Here is a 17,162-nt window from a genome sequence, read left to right on the forward strand (position 1 = left end):
CAATGGTTGTAACATTTTGTGTTAACAATATAAAATGCTATATGCTGTAGAAACACCTGTTCACCACACAATATGTGGTGGGCATTTGGATTCCTACTAAAATCAAATAAGAGAGGTAAACTATGAAAGAGTATAGCTACATTCTTAATAAAATATGTAGTTTTATCGTCTTATCAGATAGCGCAAAAGAAGCAATCAAAACGCATTACCTTGCTATTAGTAAGCTATTGGCAAATTCAAATCTAATTGACTGTCCTACAAATATTAAACCACAAGGATCATACAATCTCGGAACTGCCATTCGTCCATTAAACGGCTCTGATGATTACGATATCGATTTAGTTGTCATTTTGATGTACAAATATCAACCTCAGTATGTTAAGGAATCTATTGGAAAGATTATCGAAGAAAGTAAAACTTATCATAACAAGCTTTTACCTGAGAAAAGGAGGGCTTGGACTATTGAATATGCCAATTCGCATGTTGATGTTGTCCCTGCAATAGCCGGTAAATTTTCAGATGATAACTCGGATATTTTAATTACTGATAAAAGCGATGAGAATATTTATACCTTTCTAGAAAGCAGCCCTTTTAAATTTAAAGACTGGTTTGAAAAAAAGGGAATGGGTATCTACCAAGAGAATACGATAGAAAAACGAAGTACTTTTTCAAAAATTGAACAACCTAAAGAATACAATCAATACACCATCTTACAAAAGGTAGTTCAGCTGTTAAAATTTCATCGAAATAAAATGTTTGAGGATAGGGACCAAGAAATAAAGCCAATATCCATGGTCATTACTATTCTTGCAGGTAAAGCCTATAGAGGACAAAAAGATTTGTCTATTGCATTATTGGAAGTAGTAAATAATTTACGCTCTCAGATGGACTATGACCTCTATGGCACTCCTCATATTTTTAATCCAATAAATCACGAAGAAGACTTTGCTGATAAATGGAATGACCATCCCGAAAGAAAGAAGGCATTTTTTGAATGGTTAGATACCCTTGAAAAAGACTTCGGTACCATTGAAAAGCAATCTCGTCTTGAATTTTCTAATACCTTATCCCAAATTTTCGGAACTGACAGGATCAAAAATGCATATAACGCGCTTGGACGTATTAATCAACAACTCCAAAAAGAAGGACAGGTTTCGATAAATCATGATGGAGTATTTGAAGGAGGAACTAATGACAAAACAGCAAGGCCACATACGTTTTGGGGTGACTGCAAGAAGAAACCATCCAATTAAAATCAGATATTTCAAACATCTAAATAAAATGTTTCCAGATAATCGAAACCATATTAATGCAAAAGGAGACTTCTTCGTATATGCACAATTAAGAGCCAATAGCAAAGGCTCAAAGTATTCGGTTGTATTTATTTCCAAAGGATGGAGCATATCCGTTAGGGTCTATAGTCCTTTTTTTCAAAAAGGAGATCTCCTCAAAATTCCACACATTTTTGTAAGCAAGTCAAATTCAGAGCATGGTTATGTTTCACTATGCCTATACAAAAATAATTTTGGCCATGCCGAATTCAGATTTGGGGACAGACTAGATACTACGATCATAGCCTGGACAAAAGAATGGCTTTATTTTTACGAAATATTTTTAATTACTGGGAGATGGTATGGAAATGGTGAGCATCCACAATAACAAAAATAATCTAAGAGAGGTAAAGACTTATAAATTTATAGCTCTCCAAACTAAACCTCTCATAGCAACAATTTCATTAGCATCCATGATTTACTATTTTTTTCGAAACGTTTCAAAAGTCACTCTCAACTTTCTTGGTATTGACTATAAGATACCAATGCATCCTTGGTTTATTAGGCTCTTTCTCTCTCTAATCCTATCCTATTACGCAATACGCATTATCTTTAAAATCCTCGGAAAAGAAAGATTATTGCTCCCAAATATGTATTACTTAGTACCCTCATTTATCATTAAGCTTGCAGCTGCGATAGGTTATTGTCATAAGGGGAGCGCAGCCAATATTCCAACTTGGCAATATATTGATTACCTATATAATAATTGGGCCAGATTATCCATTGACATTCCAGAAGTAATAGATGCCAGTAAAGATACTTCAATCAAAGTATCAGAAATAAAGAGTGATGCTGAGGATGACAAAATCCTTTCAATTATTATTTCCGATACCTATCCTATAAATTTGAACACATTACCTTCAACTGTCAAAAAACATAGCTATGTTGTCTTGCAAACTATGATCAATGGCAAAGTTAACCTAGGAAGACGAGCCTATAATCCAGAATTAGTCAAAATTTTCATAGATCAAGTAAATAAATCCAAGGAAAATGGCATTACAACAATTCAACTGTTGTCTAACACCAACCCTAAACACATTAATGAAATAATGAGGGAAGTCTTTTGCAATGCTGGGCGCAGTCATATAAAACACCTTGTAGTATATGAAAATCCTAGAGAGAATAATTATGATTTTACAAAACCCCACAATATTTTCTAAATCATCCTACTACACGTTTGAAAAATTCTAAAATCGTAAATTTATTGAAAAAATACCGAGCAGAAATAGCTAAAGAGACTATTTCCGTTCGGTATTTTGTTATTAATTCAATTCATCCAAGAAACTCGTGCCGTGCAGGGCCTTGAGATGGAAGTTATCCAAGATCGTAGCGCCAAGATCGGCATACGTTGAGCGAACGCCGAGGCTGCCGGACGTCTGCATCTTTGGCGACCAGGCCAGCAGCGGTACTTCCTCGCGCGTGTGGTCCGTACCCTTGAAGCATGGATCATTGCCGTGGTCAGCCGTGATCAGCAACAGATCGTCGGGACGCAGCGCATTCAGAACATGGCCCAGACGCTGATCAAAGTCCATCAGCGCTTGGCCAAAGCCCTTTGGATCGCGGCGGTGGCCATACATGGTGTCAAAGTCAACCAGGTTCGTGAAACAGAAACCAGTGAAGTCCTTCTCCAGCACCTCGTCCACGTGATCCATCCCGTCCATGTTGCTTTCGTTATGGTAGGCCTGATCGATGCCGCGACCAGAGAAGATGTCGTTGGTCTTGCCAATAGCAATCACCTCGTAGCCCGCCTCGTGCAACAGGTCCAGATCCGTCTTGCCGGTTGGTTCCAAGCTGAAGTCATGTCGGTTGGCCGTCCGCGTGAAGTGATCCTTGTCCGGTCCCACGAAAGGCCGCGCGATGACCCGACCGACGATGTATTCCGGTCCGTTTACAAGCGTCCGCGCGTAACGGCAGATGTCATACAGCTCTTCCAGAGGGATGACGTCCTCATGCGCCGCGATCTGCATCACGGAATCGCCGGAAGTGTAGATGATCAGCTCGCCAGTGTCCATTTGACGCTCGCCATAGTCGTGAATAACCTGCGTGCCGGAGTATGGCTTATTGACGATTACCGGGCGACCCGAGTACTGCTCAATCTTTTTGATAATCTCATCTGGAAAGCCATCAGGGAACGTCGACAGCTCTTTTTCAACGGGCAGGCCCATCATTTCCCAGTGACCGTCCATACTGTCCTTGCCGGCGGAAATCTCATCCATACGGCCATACCATCCCAGCGGCTTATCAGCAGCGGGGATACCTTCGATTGGCTCCACGCGCAGATTGCTCAGACCCAGCTTAGCCAGGTTAGGCAGCTTTAGCACACCTTGCCAGGCATGACCAAGATCGCCCAACGTGTCGGCACCCTCGTCATCAAACTTGGCCGCGTCAGGCGCATTGCCCGTCCCAACCGAGTCCAGCACGATAGCAAAAACGCGTTTGAATTTTGGCTCCGTCATTACTTGTCACCGTCCTTGCCGGCACCACCTTCATTATCGGCCTCACCACTGGCCCAAACCTTCGTAGCGTACAGCGAGTTGAACAGCAGCGCAAACTGAAGCGCAATCTGCGACAGGCTGGCACCCAGTGAGCCGATGTGGTTGGTCCCCATCATCGTTTGAACGGCTAAGATGCCCCAGTAGATGATGTTGGCACCGTTGACGATGATCCACAGCGACCAGTTTTCTTGGTACTTCATAATGTAGAGCAGCTGTGCAATAAAGCTGACGACAAAGTTGATGGAGTCAAAGTATGGCAGCTGGCCGTGAACCATTGCCAGAACCCACCAGCCGATTGCCCAGGCAACGAACGCGCCCAGGAAGATCAAACGGCGAACTTTTGGCGAAAAGCGCTTGGTAGCCTCATCATGACCCCACATGTACCATCCAATCGGCTGCGAGATTACGTAGAAGATGTCCATCGCAAACGATCCATAAGCGTGACTGATCCACGCAATGTAGGTCATGGCCAGACATTGAACGATCCCGAAGATGAACGTAATCTTACGCCCTTTCATCCCATAGACCAGACAAAGCGTCCCTGCGACCCCAGAAATCATCCCGATAATGCTGTCGGGAACGATGAGATAGACGATAATCTGCAATGCCACCAATACGCTAACATAAATAATTTCAAACTTCTTCCAGTTGGTAAACAGCTGATTGTACAGCCAGCTGTGGTGTTCTTGCGTTTGTCCCATTATTGATTCCCCCGTTTCCTTATGCTATTGCTTGATTGAGTCGTCGCTGAGGATGTCCATAGCCAGTTTGAGCGACGCGATTTCCCCTTTGGCCATCAGTTCCTCGCCATCGACCAGACTATTGACGCCGGCAGCCAGATCGCCCTCATAGAGCACGACATTGTTTAGAATTGACAGCGTCTCCATGCCGCGCAGGCGTCCAATCGTCATCATCGCGCCAGATTCCATGTCCGCGCCAACAATTCCCTTGGATGACCAGTAGGCTTCGGTTTCCGCGTTGTCGTCCATGTAGAAGCCATCGTGCGAGCGAATAATGCCATAGACCGCGTCAGGAGCGTACTTGTGAGCCAGTGCCATCAATTTGAAAGAAGGTACGGCTGGGTACATTGCCGGCACGTATTGCTTGGTCAGACCATCGTCACGAACGGCTCCTTCGCCAATGATCAGCTCGCCCAGACCGATTCCCGTCTGCATGGCACCGGCTGAGCCAACCCGAATGACTTTTTTGACGCCAACGTTGTGCAGCTCTTCAACGCCAATCCCGGCTGATGGCGCGCCGATACCCGTTGACATCAGCAGAATGCGCTGACCGCGATATTCGCCGATTACGGACTTGTATTCGCGGTTGTATGCCCATTCCTTGGCATTATCCAACAATTTGGCCGCTTTGTCGACACGGGCTGGGTCACCCATGATGATTGCCCGATCAGTATTGATTGCCGTCGTCAGCTGCGTGTGTGGTTGTACTTCTTCACTCATTGCTATTCCTCCGTTTTGATAATCCGCTGTAGTTCCTCAACATTCAAAATCTTGATGGCAGGCTTTGAAGCATCAATGATTCCAAGCTCTGACAGCCGTTTAAGAACCCGATTGATATTGCGGTATGACGTGTCGACCTCGTATGTCAGCTGCTCGCGCGAGATTGGCCGTTTTTCCTTAGCCGAACGCATCAGCTCCAGACCGATCTGCTGCATGGCTGAGTACAGGCTGTAGCGCTCCGTCCGTTTGGTGAGGTGATAGACCTGTTCGGAAAGGTAGCTGATCATCCGGTTGGCAAACTGCTGATCGTTATTCAACCAGGCCACAAAATCCCGATTGTCAATCTTCAGCAGCCGCACCGGTGTGATATTGATGATCGACGCGCTGTATGGCTTGTTGATCACCGCTTCCTGCTCACCAAGAAACATCCCTGGCCGATAGACATCCAGCACCACTGACTTGCCGTTTGCCGAATCCAGATACACCTTGACTCGACCCGCAACCAACAGATACGTTTCATCGTATGACTCGCCTTGCCGCAGATTAAATTCGCCAATCTCAAACTCGACGACCCGCATGCGTTCAATGATCTTCAAAGGCGCGTTGGCCATGACTTTATGAACGGCTGGTTCTGAGTTGATTGCCGCGTATATCTTTTCAATGCTCATGTTTCTGCCCTCTCATTACTTAATATGATACTTAAATCTATTTACTGATTCTATGACACCGGTCCCCAAAATGATAGCGGTTTCAAAAAATAACGGATTTTTTGTTCGTTTTTGAGGACATATGTCTTGAACTATCTCCAAAAAAAAATCTCGTTCATAAGCTTAAATGAAATATGAACGAGGGAGTATTTTTACTATCAATTCTCATTACAGAAAATAATTATTACATTAAAAGAAAGCGTACGTCGTCAAATCGGTATGGCAATTACTCCAAAAGGGATGAAACATATTCTGATGGCTGTGCTTAAGACTTTTGCCGGAGAAGAATATGATTACGTTGAGCCTACAGAACGGCTCCAACCTGAAGTTCTGTTTAAGGTCAGTGGTAGCGAAGTCGCAAATTTAGTTAAACACTAAATATAAATAATAACGGACAATATTTGTAACGGATAGCATAATACGGCTTGATTGCACTATACAATCAAGCCGTATTTCATTTAAAATATTAATTTTTATCTGAAACGTATTTTCTTATCATCTTTTCCACTTCATCAGCCGTGTAGCATAGGTTGATGGCGTCGTTGGCCCACTTGGCACATTCCTTGGTGTCCAGATCCTTCATCATGCTCCGCGTCCGCAGAATCGAGCTGGCACTCATGGAATACTCGTCCAGTCCCATGCCCAGCAATAATGGCATAGCCAGCTGATCACCAGCCATTTCGCCACACATGGCCGCCTTGGTGTTGTTGGCATGAGCGGCGTCAATCACGTNGCGGCTGATACAGATAGGATACCGCGTCGTTGCCACGGTCAGCCGCAAAGCAGTACTGAATCAGATCGTTGGTTCCAATACTGAAGAAGTCGACCTCTCTGGCCAATTGATCGGCGTACAGGGCAGCCAGCGGCACTTCGATCATCATCCCGATCTTGACGTTGTCGCCCAGGCCAGGATGATCCTTTTGCAGCTCGTCCTTGCATTCCTGGTAGATTGCCTTAGCCTGACGCAGTTCAGCCAGCGTGGCGATCATTGGGAACATGATCTCAACGGGACCGAACTCGGAAGCCCGAATCAAGGCCCGCAATTGCGTCTTGAAGATGTCTGGACGGTGCAGGCAGATTCGAATTGCCCGATAGCCCAGGAACGGATTCATTTCCTCTGGCAGCGGCAGGTAGTCCAGCGGCTTGTCACCACCGATATCCAGCGTCCGCACGACAACCGGCTTGCCCTTCATGCCAACAACGGCCTTCTTGTAGGCTTCAAACTGCTCGTCTTCGGTTGGGAGATGGTCGCTGCTCATGTACAGGAATTCGGACCGGAACAGACCGACCCCATCGGCACCCTGCTTAACGGCATCCGCCACGTCATCGGGAGTCCCAATGTTGGCCGCGATCTCAAAGTGCTTGCCGTCTTTTGAAACGGATGGGGCGTCCACTAATTTGGCCCATTCGGCACGCTCTTTTTCAAATGCCGTGGCCTTCTTTTGGTACTCATCGATCTCAGCCTGGCTTGGATCAATGATGATGTTGCCGTGCAGACCGTCAACGATTACCATGTCGCCACTCTTAACCGAACTCGTAACGTTTTCGGAGCCTACCACGGCTGGAATCCGCAGCGTCCGTGCCATGATGGCCGCGTGACTGGTCCGGCCGCCCAGATCGGTTGCCAGCCCCTTGACGAATTTGGCATCCATCTGCGAGGTATCGGATGGGGTGATCTCCTTGGCAATGATTACGACCGGTTCGCTGATGGCGGCAATGTCTGGCAGCTGCTTGCCCAACAGATGACTCAGTGCCCGCTTAGCAACGTCTTTAACGTCAGCGGCCCGTTCCTGCATGTACTTGTTGTCGGTCATAGCGGCCAGGACGTTGGCAAAATTGGTCGTCACGTCCGTCATGGCTTCTTCGGCGGAAACGTGCTGACTTTCAATTTCATCTTTGATCTGACTCTTCATTTCTGGGTCGGACAGAATGGCGATGTGCGCGTCAAAGACTTCCAGTTCTTCATCGCTCAAGCGGCTCTTGGCGTTCTGCTTGATGGTAGCCAATTCCGAGATTGACTGGTCAAAAGCATCCTCAATCCGCTGATACTCTGCAGCCGGATTGTCAATCTCCTTTTTTTCAAAACTTAAATCAGGTTCCGCAAGCGTGTATGCTTTAGCAATTCCAATTCCATCACTAGCGGCAATTCCTTTAATGATTTGCGACATAGTCTTCTCCTCCCATTTCTCAAAGACGAATGTGATAGCACTCAACTAAACAAAAAGAGGCTGGAATTCCAGTCTCTTCAAATGGATTAAATTTATAGCAATAGAGGGATGTCTGGATTTAGGATACAAATTTTAAGTTTTATTGTTTAGTCTGCCAACACATCACCGCCTTATCTACATTTCCATAAATTCTTCAGTTACGTGTTCTGGCGTGAACCCGTATTTCTCAATTACCTTAGGTCCTTTACCACTGGCTCCAAATTGATCAATACCCATGACTTTGCCATGTAGACCAGTAAATTCATACCAGCTTTGACGTGCCCCCATTTCAATGGCCATTCTTTTTTCAATTGCACTTGGCAAAATAGATTCTTTATATTGATCATCTTGCTCTTTAAATAGATTCATGCATGGCATTGATACTACTCGAACGTCCTTGCCTTTCTCTTTAAGAAGTTTTTGTGCTTGTAATGCCAAAGAGACTTCAGAACCCGCTGCAATTAAGATCCCATCTAGCTTGTCCCCTTTTTCCTTAGATACAATGTATGCACCCTTTTCAACTGGGGCATTAATTGTTTCTGCTAAAACAGGTAACTTTTGTCGTGATGTAACAAGCATCGTTGGCCGATCAGTCGTTTTACCAATCAATTTCCAAGCAGCTAAGGTTTCATTAGCATCAGCTGGACGAATCAAATTTAAACCTGGCATCGCACGAAAACTGGAAAGCTGTTCAATCGGTTCATGAGTTGGACCATCCTCGCCAACCGCAATCGAGTCATGTGATCCAATAAAAATAGATGGACAATGCATAATAGCTGCCAAACGAACCGCTGCTCGTAGATAATCCGTAAATACAAAGAATGTACTTCCATATGCTCGATTTCCACCATGCAAATTCATACCATTAACAGCTGCAGCCATACCGAATTCCCGAACTCCAAAGAATACATTTCTTCCAGCTGGATTTTCTTTGGTAAAGTCGCCATCATTAGCAAGATAAGTTTTATTTGATGAAGCCAAGTCAGCGGCTCCACCCCAAAACTGTGGATTATGCTTAGCTACTTCTTGCAGAATTTCAGAACTAGCAACTCGCGTAGCCACCTCATCGCCCACTTTGTAGCTAGTCGTAATACCATCCGTATTAAGCCTACTTACCTTAAGCTGGGTTGCTGACTCTGGATATTCTTCCTGGTATTTCTCAAACATCTTCTGCCATTTATCATAGACTGATTTCTTTGCTTCCACTGCTTCATCAAAGTATTTATGAATCTCATCATTAAATTCAAAAGGTGCAAGCTTCCAGCCATAGAAATCTCGCATTTTCTGAACACCATCTTCACCAAGCGGAGCCCCATGTACACTATGGGTGCCGGCACCAGGAGCTCCGTAGCCAATCGTAGTCTTAATTTCAATCAAGGATGGTTTATCAGTCTTCTTAGCAGCATTGATAGCATCAACTATTGCGTCAACATCAGTATTACCGTTCTCAACTCGACTGTAGTCCCAACCAGCTGCTTCTACACGTGCCTTAACGTTTTCATTCGTACTCAAACTGAGTGGACCGTCCAAAGAAACATCATTTGAATCATAAAGTACAATCAGCTTGTTTAGTCCTTTGTCACCAGCAATATTAAGCGACTCTTCACTCAACCCCTCCATTAGGTCACCATCACCAACTAAGCTAAACGTATAGTGATCAATTACGTTATAACCTGGTTTATTGTAAACAGCTGCTAGGTGTTTTTCAGCCAAAGCCATACCGACTGACATTGCAAGACCTTGAGACAATGGACCAGTAGTTGCATCTACCCCAGCCGTCCATCCATATTCCGGATGCCCCGGAGTTTTAGAACCCAACTGGCGGAACTGCTTTATGTCATCAATCGTTAGACCGAATTTGTTGAAGTAGAGTAGGCTATAAAGCAATGAGGATCCGTGTCCAGCTGACAGAACAAAGCGATCTCGGTTCAGCCATTTTTCGTCATTTGGATTAAAGTTCATGACCTTTTCCCATAATGCATACGCCATTGGGGCTGCACCAATGGCTACACCCGGGTGCCCACTATTGGCTTTTTGGATCATATCAACACTTAAAAATCGCAATGCATTAACTGCTTGAATTTCTTGTTTTTCCATGATTATCCTCCATTTTGGGTAAAAAAATAGCTACCCAGCGCCAATGCTGGAGCCAAGTAGCTATCAAAATTGGTATTAACACTTAATCACTATTTGTTTTCAGCTTGCTTTGGCGACTTCATCAATGCACTGACCAAGATAACGGCAACAGTAAAGCCGATAATCCCACAAGTCAGAGCAACAGAACCAAATGACCCTAACTTACCAAGCAGAATCCCTGGAATCAGATAATCAGTATCTGCAAACGTTGAAGCTGCCATCTTAAGATCACCAAGAACCGGCAGGATGTAAAGTGGTAACCAGCTAATCAGTAATCCGTTTACAGCAGAACCAATAACCGCACCACGACGACCACCAAATGCATTACCATAAATAGCAGCTGCAGCACCGCAGAAGAAGTGACCAACAACACCTGGGATGATAACCGTAGTGTGCATACCAACCATAATGAACATTGAAATAGTACCTACAAGGAAACTTACAAAGAAACCAAGCAGAACAGCATTTGGAGCATATGGGAAAATGATTGGAACGTCCAAAGCAGGTTTTGAATTTGGAACTAACTTCATAGCAATACCTTGGAAGGCTGGAACAATTTCAGCCAAAATCAAACGAACACCTTGCAAAACAACTGCAAAGCCAGCTGCAAAAGTACCAGCTTGAATAAAGGCATAAATAATGTAATTAGTACCAGCACTCAATTTAGTCTCAACAAAATGTGGTCCTGCAACAATTGCAAGAACGATATATACAATCCCCATCAGTAAAGTGATAGAAACAGTAGAATCACGCAAAAATCCTAAAGCTTTTGGAAATTCAATATCTTCAGTACTGTGCTTTGAATTGCCGAAGAGCTTGCCACACCAACCAGCAATTGCATAGCCAATATTGCCGGTATGTCCCATAGCAACTGTGTCGCCACCGGTAATCTTCCTCATAAATGGCTGACATAATGCCGGCGTAACAGTCAACAAAGTACCTTCAAACAAACCACCAAGCAGGATCGTTTGCCAACCTGATCCCATACCTGCACTAACCAGGATGACGGCTGCAAGGCAAGATACGTAAAGCATTGCCTGGCCAGTTAAGAAGATGTACTTAAACTTCGTGAAACGTGCTAGCAAGATGTTGACGATCATCCCTACCAACATGATCAAGGCCGTAATGGAACCATACTTAACCAACGCAATGGCAACAACGGCTTCATTACTTGGTACGACACCCTGTACATGCAAAGCAAACTTGAACATTTTTGCAAATGGCGTCAAAGCATTACTCAAGATACCCGCACCACCGGTAAGTACCAAGAAACCAACAAAGGTCTTAATACCACCTTGAACAACATCAGTAGCCTTCTTCTTTTGTAAGATCAGGCCCAATACCGCAAGCAACCCGACCAACATGGCAGGGCTCTGAACGATACTAACAAATAGATTCAATACTCCATTCATAGTCATTTCCTCCGTTTTCCTATCAAAACGGCTCAATTATTGAATAATTGCTCAATTATATAATTTAAAAATCAAATTTAATGAGCCGATGAACATATGCTTAGCTGTGTTCGATACCTTCCTTGTCGAGGATAGCATTAACCTTTTCCTTCAATTCATTTGGATCAACCAAGCTGTTCAAGATGATCAAACGATCCTTTGGTAAGTTGCCTGCTGACGTTTCAAGAGTTGGATCCAAGAAGAAGTAGTCTGCTTGGTCAGGAGTTGCACTACCGATATCAGAGTGATCTACTTGAATATCCTCTTTAACGTTTTCTTGCTTTAATAGGTTTTGAATGTTCATTTGAACCATGAAACTGCTACCCAAGCCACTTTGGCATAATGCTTCAAACTTCATGTCGTTTTCCCCTTTCGATTACTTAAATACTTTCAAAATCTCTTCAACCGTTGTTGCACGCAGCAATCGCTGTACGTTTTCGCCATTCATCAAAACTTCAGAAAGCTTTTGAATAACTCCTAAGTGACTGTTGCTATCAGTTGCTGCCAAAACGAACCATAACGTAACTGGATGTTTGTCATCAGTTAGGTTAACTACATGATTTGTTTTCATTAAAGCTAAACCTATTTTTTTGCAACTAGAACTCGGTCTTGCATGCGCAAGTGCAATATTGGGTCCGATGTTGATATATGGCCCTTTTTCTTCAACGACGTCAATCATTGAATCAACATAGTCATTACCAACCGTCCCATTATCGATTAATGGTTGTGATGCTTTACGAATTGCATCTTGCCAACTTAGATTGCTACCATCTACAACTTGAACGGTTTGTTTATTTAACAGATCCAATGCCACCTGATCACCTCATTTCCTTTTGTTTACGGTTTCATAATATTGAATTGACAATCTTCTCACAAGTGCAATAATGTAACTTGAATTTGTGCAAAAAATGAACTAGATAATTAAATTATGTTCGGAGGAATAGCATTGATAGAGTTTAGCCATGTTAGACACGGAAACGAAATGTTACTTGAGCTTTTAAATTCGCCGTCTGTTGTTTCTTTAAAAACTCTTGAAAATAAGCTGCATCTTTCACGTCGCAGTATTTTCTATGTCATCAAACACGTCAATAAAGAGCTTGATGCGGAGGGATTATATGAAATTGAGAATATTCGTGGCATTGGTTATCTTCTTCCTGATGAAACTCGCCAACAATTGGCTGGAAAATATAAAAAAGACGAAACCGTAACAGATTTCGCCAGTTTTTTTGATAGTTTTCCGCAGTTTAGCAAATTAGCAAAGAATCAACGTCAACTTACTGAAATATTTTTCCTTATCTCACGTGATACAACTTCACTCAATCAGCTAACGCACATCTTTAATACTAGTAAAAATACAATCATCAAAGACCTCAACGAAATTGCAGTTACTTTGCCAAATGAGTTGTTTATAAAGAATTTTAAATCTGGTAAAAGTATCGTAGGGGATGAAACCGTACAGCGCAGTTGGGTATTCGAACATCTTCAGAGTCTTCTGAAATTAATATCCCCTTTCTTTCAACCATCAAGTGATTCTCATATATCCGAACATCTACAACTTTTCGAAAAAGCTACTGGTAATATCCTTACAGATGATTCAAACAGCATTTTAAATTCATACCTGCAATGGCTACTATCTCGAATTGAAAATCAAAGATACCGCCTTACTGCAGACAAATCTGAAGCAGAGGACCAATCATTTAGCTATGATTGGGCAACACAGCTTTTAAAAGATTATGATGTTGAGAATCAAATGGAGTCACGATACATCTCAAAAATCGTCAATACTCAAGCATTTCAACATATAAATCTAAACAGCCCATTAATCAAGAAGATTCAACCGATTACCACAAAAGTCATTCAAAGATTCAATCAAAAAGCTGGCGTTAAGTTGCCTGCTGAGGTCGGAAGTCTAAATGAAAATCTAACAGCTCATCTGGCATCAACCTACTGTCGCGTAAAATTTAACATTCGATACCACAATCCGCTATTGGAACGAATGAAAACCAACTATCGTGAAACATTTGAGCTCACTAAAATAGCAGTTGCTCCCTTCAATAAATTTGTAAATTCTGCCCTTTCTGAAGATGAAATAGCACTTATCACCGCCTACTTCAGTGGAGCAATGCGTAGTTCAAGTCAGACTGTCCTGCCACCAACCCCTATTAGTGAAGTATTGGTTGTATGTTCCAGTGGTATTGGCACCTCGCAGTTACTACTCACACAGCTTAGACAGCGCTATCCCAATGTTGGATTTGTAGGACCATACAATATTTTTCAATACGAAAATTGTTCCCTAAAAAACATCAAACTCGTTCTCAGTACGACCAGTCTACCTCAAAAAGAATGTCCAGTATTAACTGTCCCAGTCATCCCCAATAACTCAGATTGGGAACATATCGACTATCAGTTACAAAATGCAGGATTTACAACATTCAATCTCTCAAGTGATTTTTCTCAAATTAAAGTATCCTCCATTATGGATATTATCTCGAACTATGCTCGTATCGTTGATCCTCAAAGCTTAGAGCAAGCTCTGCGTAGCTACTTCAAAAAGCCATCTGCTGAAAGCAAAGCGGGACTACAAGATCCATTGTTGGAAAAGCACGTTAAGCTGATTCGCGAACCAATGGACTGGGAAAGCGCAGTAAGAGTCTCAATGCAACCCTTAGTAGATGACAGTACAGTTCAACCACGTTATATTGATCAAATCGTCAAACTAACCAAAGAACATGGTGACTATATGGCAATCGGTAAAGGTATCCTTTTAGCCCATGCCTCCTATAATGCAGGTGTTAATCGACTGGGTGTCAATTTTACGTACTTCAAGACGCCCTTTCGCATTGATAATTCAAAAAAAGACATCAATTTTGTCGTTGGTTTAGCGCCTATAGATCAAGAGAAACATTTAAAACTGCTAGCTAATTTACTACGTAGCGTTCAAGACGACAGTTGGTTAAGCAAACTTCGGCACGTACAGACTGAACGTGAGCTGCAAAACCTCTTAGTTCAAGGCAAACTAATTACACAGTAGATTCAATCATATTACGAATTACTAAAAAAATCTTCAGCCGCTATGACTGAAGATTTTTTAGTCTAATCGCTTATCTTATCCCATTGGGTACTCAATCTCCTGGCCGCTCTGCTCATCGGACGGCAAGTTGTTTTCAGCCCGATACAGCGCGCGGCAGAACGATTGCGTCGACATCTTGTTGCTGACGGCAAATTTGACGCCGTACTTCTTGCAGGCCTTAGCAAGCGACCATGATGATGGATGGTTCGCGTAGGACTTGATCATAATCACCATATCAAGATTCTTAACCGCCTTTTCGATCTTCTTGCTCTTGCCGGCGAACGCGTTGATCAACCGTGGATCCCCGTTGCAGGCCTTAACCGTGGCTTTTAGAATCTCGCCATTTTGACCGTTGCCGATCGCGATGCCGACCTTTTGTCCCTTCAGATCCACCTTCAGCTTCTTGGCGTCTTGAGCTCCTTGCTGCATACTGCCAAAGATCTGCTTGCTTAGACCGAGCGCGAGGTGCATCTTCTCCTTTTTAGCGGGCTTCTTTTCCGCAGTTTTCTGCTTTGGCGCCTTTTCTGCCGGCTGACTTTCATCTTCAAGTGGGTAGACCCAGCGAATCGTCATGTTGTCCTGGGCATCGTCATCGTTAGCGTACCATGCCAGATCCACGATATCGCCTTCCTGCACCATAAACTGAATGCGGTCATCCTTGACGTGATAGGTAACCTTGGATCCATTAACCTTCAGCCGCTTTCCATAGATATTGTGGGTAACGACCAGCTCGCCATCCTTCTTTTCAACCACGGCCTGGCGGAATACCTCAATCGGATTGTATTCAAGATCTAAATGATCCACGACCCGCTTAATGTATGGCTTAGTCAATGACTGATATGGCTCGCCATCAGCTACAACGATATCGCCATCTTGCAGTTTCAGCATCTGGATCATCTTCTCACTGATGAAGAACGCTTGCTGACCATAGGTATCCAACAGTTGGGCCCCAGTCAGACGACGCTGCACAACGTATTCGCCTGGATTCAGATCAAACACTGACGATTGATCAAGCAATTCGGCAAATGATGGCTCAGTTTCCGGTTCGGAACGCGTTTGCAAAACCTGCTCTGTATCAGCTTCGTTCTCGGCAGACTCCTCAACTGGTTCATTATCAGCATTGACCATGTCAGCCGCTTTAGGTTCTTCGGCCGGTTTATCTTCAGTCTGGACCGTGTCAGCCGCTTTAGGTTCTTCGGCTGGTTCAACGGTCTGCTTGTCTGCCACGCTTAGCCGTTCCTTCAATAGCGCGTCAAATCGTTGAACCGTCTCTTCCTTGATCAGCCCATTCATCCGCACTTCAGCAACTGCTTCTTGAAAGGCGGTCAGCTTGGAAGCATCAGCGGCTTTCTTGGCCAGATCAATGCCGGTCGCAATCAAGCGCTCGATCAGCTGACTAATATTTTCCTTACCAATCAGCATGTCCTGATATGTTTGCCGTGCCTGCTTCAGTTGCTGTGACGCGATCAGATAGTAAGCATTGGTCAACGGAGTGTCTTCATCGCCTAGATTATAGTGGCAGTCCTCGAGATTCTTCTTCAGCGTGCCAAACGATGGCTGATATTCTGAATCCTTGACTACTCTGCGCAACTCATTGGTAGTCGTTTCCATAATCGACTTGAAGATATGGATCGCGTCATACTGGGCCAGCGTTAAGGCATCGCGCTTCTCAGCCTGTTTTTCAGCATTATCCGCCATGTCAGAAACTAATACCTCATCCTGCTCAGTCTGAGTGCTCTCTTCATTTTCAGCCATCTCAGTTTCTTGCTTCTCTTCAATCGTCTCTTCGCTTCTTTCAGGCTCACTTGGCAATCCGCTGCTCATCGGATTCTGATAGCCAGCTTGATGCCGGAGCAAGTTCACAATCGACTGAACGGCCTCAATACCTTCAATGCTGGGATTAGTGCCCTTAATAATATCAATTATATCTTTTCGATAGTCATACATAGTTCTTCACCTCAATTTTGATTTTATCAACCGGTCCGGACAATAAGCGTCTATGTATGAAAAAAGCTCTAAAAATTTTTGAAATTATGAAAAATAATTCATGTCAAAAGAGCGAACGCGAAACTGACCCGGAATAAATCTTTTGCCGTTGATAATTCACTATTCATAATTCATTATTTACATTGTTGAAGTTTATTAAACAAGAGATCCCTGCTCTTCATCCATCAAAAAAGACGACCCGTTATGATCAGCGGATCGTCTTCTGCTATTTAAAAATCGGAACTGGCTTTTGCCAATCCCGATTCAATCAATTAATATGGCAGTTCCTTTACCTTTGGCGAGTTGTCAAATACAACCG

13 protein-coding genes and 2 pseudogenes are annotated in these 17,162 nt (G+C 43.6%); 4 read left to right on the forward strand and 11 right to left on the reverse strand.

Annotated features, from left to right (window positions below; all coding sequences use genetic code 11):
- Positions 1–122: 122 nt before the first annotated feature.
- Genes FC47_RS08415 through FC47_RS08425 form a run of 3 tightly spaced genes read left to right on the forward strand, consistent with a single transcriptional unit; the run spans position 123 to position 2,491 of the window.
- Positions 123–1,253: a nucleotidyltransferase domain-containing protein gene (locus FC47_RS08415; RefSeq protein ID WP_056968615.1), complete on the forward strand. Its 1,131-nt coding sequence runs from the start codon at positions 123–125 to the stop codon at positions 1,251–1,253.
- Positions 1,192–1,659: a type II CBASS E2 protein gene (locus FC47_RS08420; protein ID WP_056968616.1), complete on the forward strand. Its 468-nt coding sequence runs from the start codon at positions 1,192–1,194 to the stop codon at positions 1,657–1,659. The genes FC47_RS08415 and FC47_RS08420 overlap by 62 nt, the downstream gene beginning before the upstream one ends.
- Complete coding sequence (locus FC47_RS08425; protein ID WP_155519166.1) at positions 1,634–2,491, forward strand: hypothetical protein; 858 nt, start codon at positions 1,634–1,636, stop codon at positions 2,489–2,491. The genes FC47_RS08420 and FC47_RS08425 overlap by 26 nt, the downstream gene beginning before the upstream one ends.
- 102 nt (positions 2,492–2,593) lie before the next feature.
- Here FC47_RS08425 and FC47_RS08430 read toward each other — a convergent pair whose 3' ends face one another.
- From FC47_RS08430 to FC47_RS08470, 10 genes and pseudogenes are all read right to left on the reverse strand, one after another.
- Entirely contained in the window at positions 2,594–3,787 is a 1,194-nt protein-coding gene (locus FC47_RS08430) for a phosphopentomutase (RefSeq protein ID WP_056968618.1), read from the reverse strand.
- Positions 3,787–4,527, reverse strand: a complete 741-nt coding sequence (pnuC, locus tag FC47_RS08435) for a nicotinamide riboside transporter PnuC (RefSeq protein ID WP_048345810.1) — start codon at positions 4,525–4,527, stop codon at positions 3,787–3,789. Before pnuC ends, FC47_RS08430 begins: the two co-directional genes overlap by 1 nt.
- A 24-nt stretch (positions 4,528–4,551) precedes the next feature.
- Positions 4,552–5,286 (reverse strand): nucleoside phosphorylase, encoded by a 735-nt coding sequence (locus tag FC47_RS08440; protein ID WP_056968619.1) that lies wholly within the window; start codon positions 5,284–5,286, stop codon positions 4,552–4,554.
- A 2-nt stretch (positions 5,287–5,288) separates the two neighbouring features.
- Entirely contained in the window at positions 5,289–5,954 is a 666-nt protein-coding gene (locus FC47_RS08445; RefSeq protein ID WP_056968620.1) for a Crp/Fnr family transcriptional regulator, read from the reverse strand.
- Between the two features lie 667 nt (positions 5,955–6,621).
- A pseudogene (locus FC47_RS11130) lies at positions 6,622–6,725 on the reverse strand (putative PEP-binding protein); the annotation flags it as partial.
- A 1-nt stretch (position 6,726) separates the two neighbouring features.
- Positions 6,727–8,161, reverse strand: a pseudogene (ptsP, locus tag FC47_RS08450) (phosphoenolpyruvate--protein phosphotransferase); the annotation flags it as partial.
- A gap of 174 nt (positions 8,162–8,335) precedes the next feature.
- Entirely contained in the window at positions 8,336–10,297 is a 1,962-nt protein-coding gene (gene tkt / locus FC47_RS08455; protein ID WP_056968621.1) for a transketolase, read from the reverse strand.
- 89 nt (positions 10,298–10,386) lie between these two features.
- Positions 10,387–11,748, reverse strand: coding sequence for a PTS ascorbate transporter subunit IIC (locus tag FC47_RS08460; protein WP_056968622.1), 1,362 nt, complete (start codon positions 11,746–11,748; stop codon positions 10,387–10,389).
- A gap of 100 nt (positions 11,749–11,848) precedes the next feature.
- A complete protein-coding gene (locus FC47_RS08465; RefSeq protein WP_048344712.1) occupies positions 11,849–12,145 on the reverse strand; it encodes a PTS sugar transporter subunit IIB in 297 nt (98 codons plus the stop codon).
- Between the two features lie 18 nt (positions 12,146–12,163).
- The gene (locus tag FC47_RS08470) at positions 12,164–12,601 is read right to left on the reverse strand and encodes a PTS sugar transporter subunit IIA (RefSeq protein WP_056968623.1); all 438 of its coding nucleotides are present in this window, start codon (positions 12,599–12,601) and stop codon (positions 12,164–12,166) included.
- 132 nt (positions 12,602–12,733) lie between these two features.
- Here FC47_RS08470 and FC47_RS08475 point away from each other — a divergent pair, with 132 nt between their 5' ends.
- The gene (locus FC47_RS08475; RefSeq protein WP_056968624.1) at positions 12,734–14,818 is read left to right on the forward strand and encodes a BglG family transcription antiterminator; all 2,085 of its coding nucleotides are present in this window, start codon (positions 12,734–12,736) and stop codon (positions 14,816–14,818) included.
- A 75-nt stretch (positions 14,819–14,893) separates the two neighbouring features.
- Here FC47_RS08475 and FC47_RS08480 read toward each other — a convergent pair whose 3' ends face one another.
- Complete coding sequence (locus FC47_RS08480; RefSeq protein WP_056968625.1) at positions 14,894–16,804, reverse strand: DUF2325 domain-containing protein; 1,911 nt, start codon at positions 16,802–16,804, stop codon at positions 14,894–14,896.
- Between the last annotated feature and the right edge of the window lie 358 nt (positions 16,805–17,162).

It is taken from the genome of Limosilactobacillus mucosae DSM 13345 (genome assembly GCF_001436025.1).
In the GTDB taxonomy this organism is placed as follows: domain Bacteria; phylum Bacillota; class Bacilli; order Lactobacillales; family Lactobacillaceae; genus Limosilactobacillus; species Limosilactobacillus mucosae.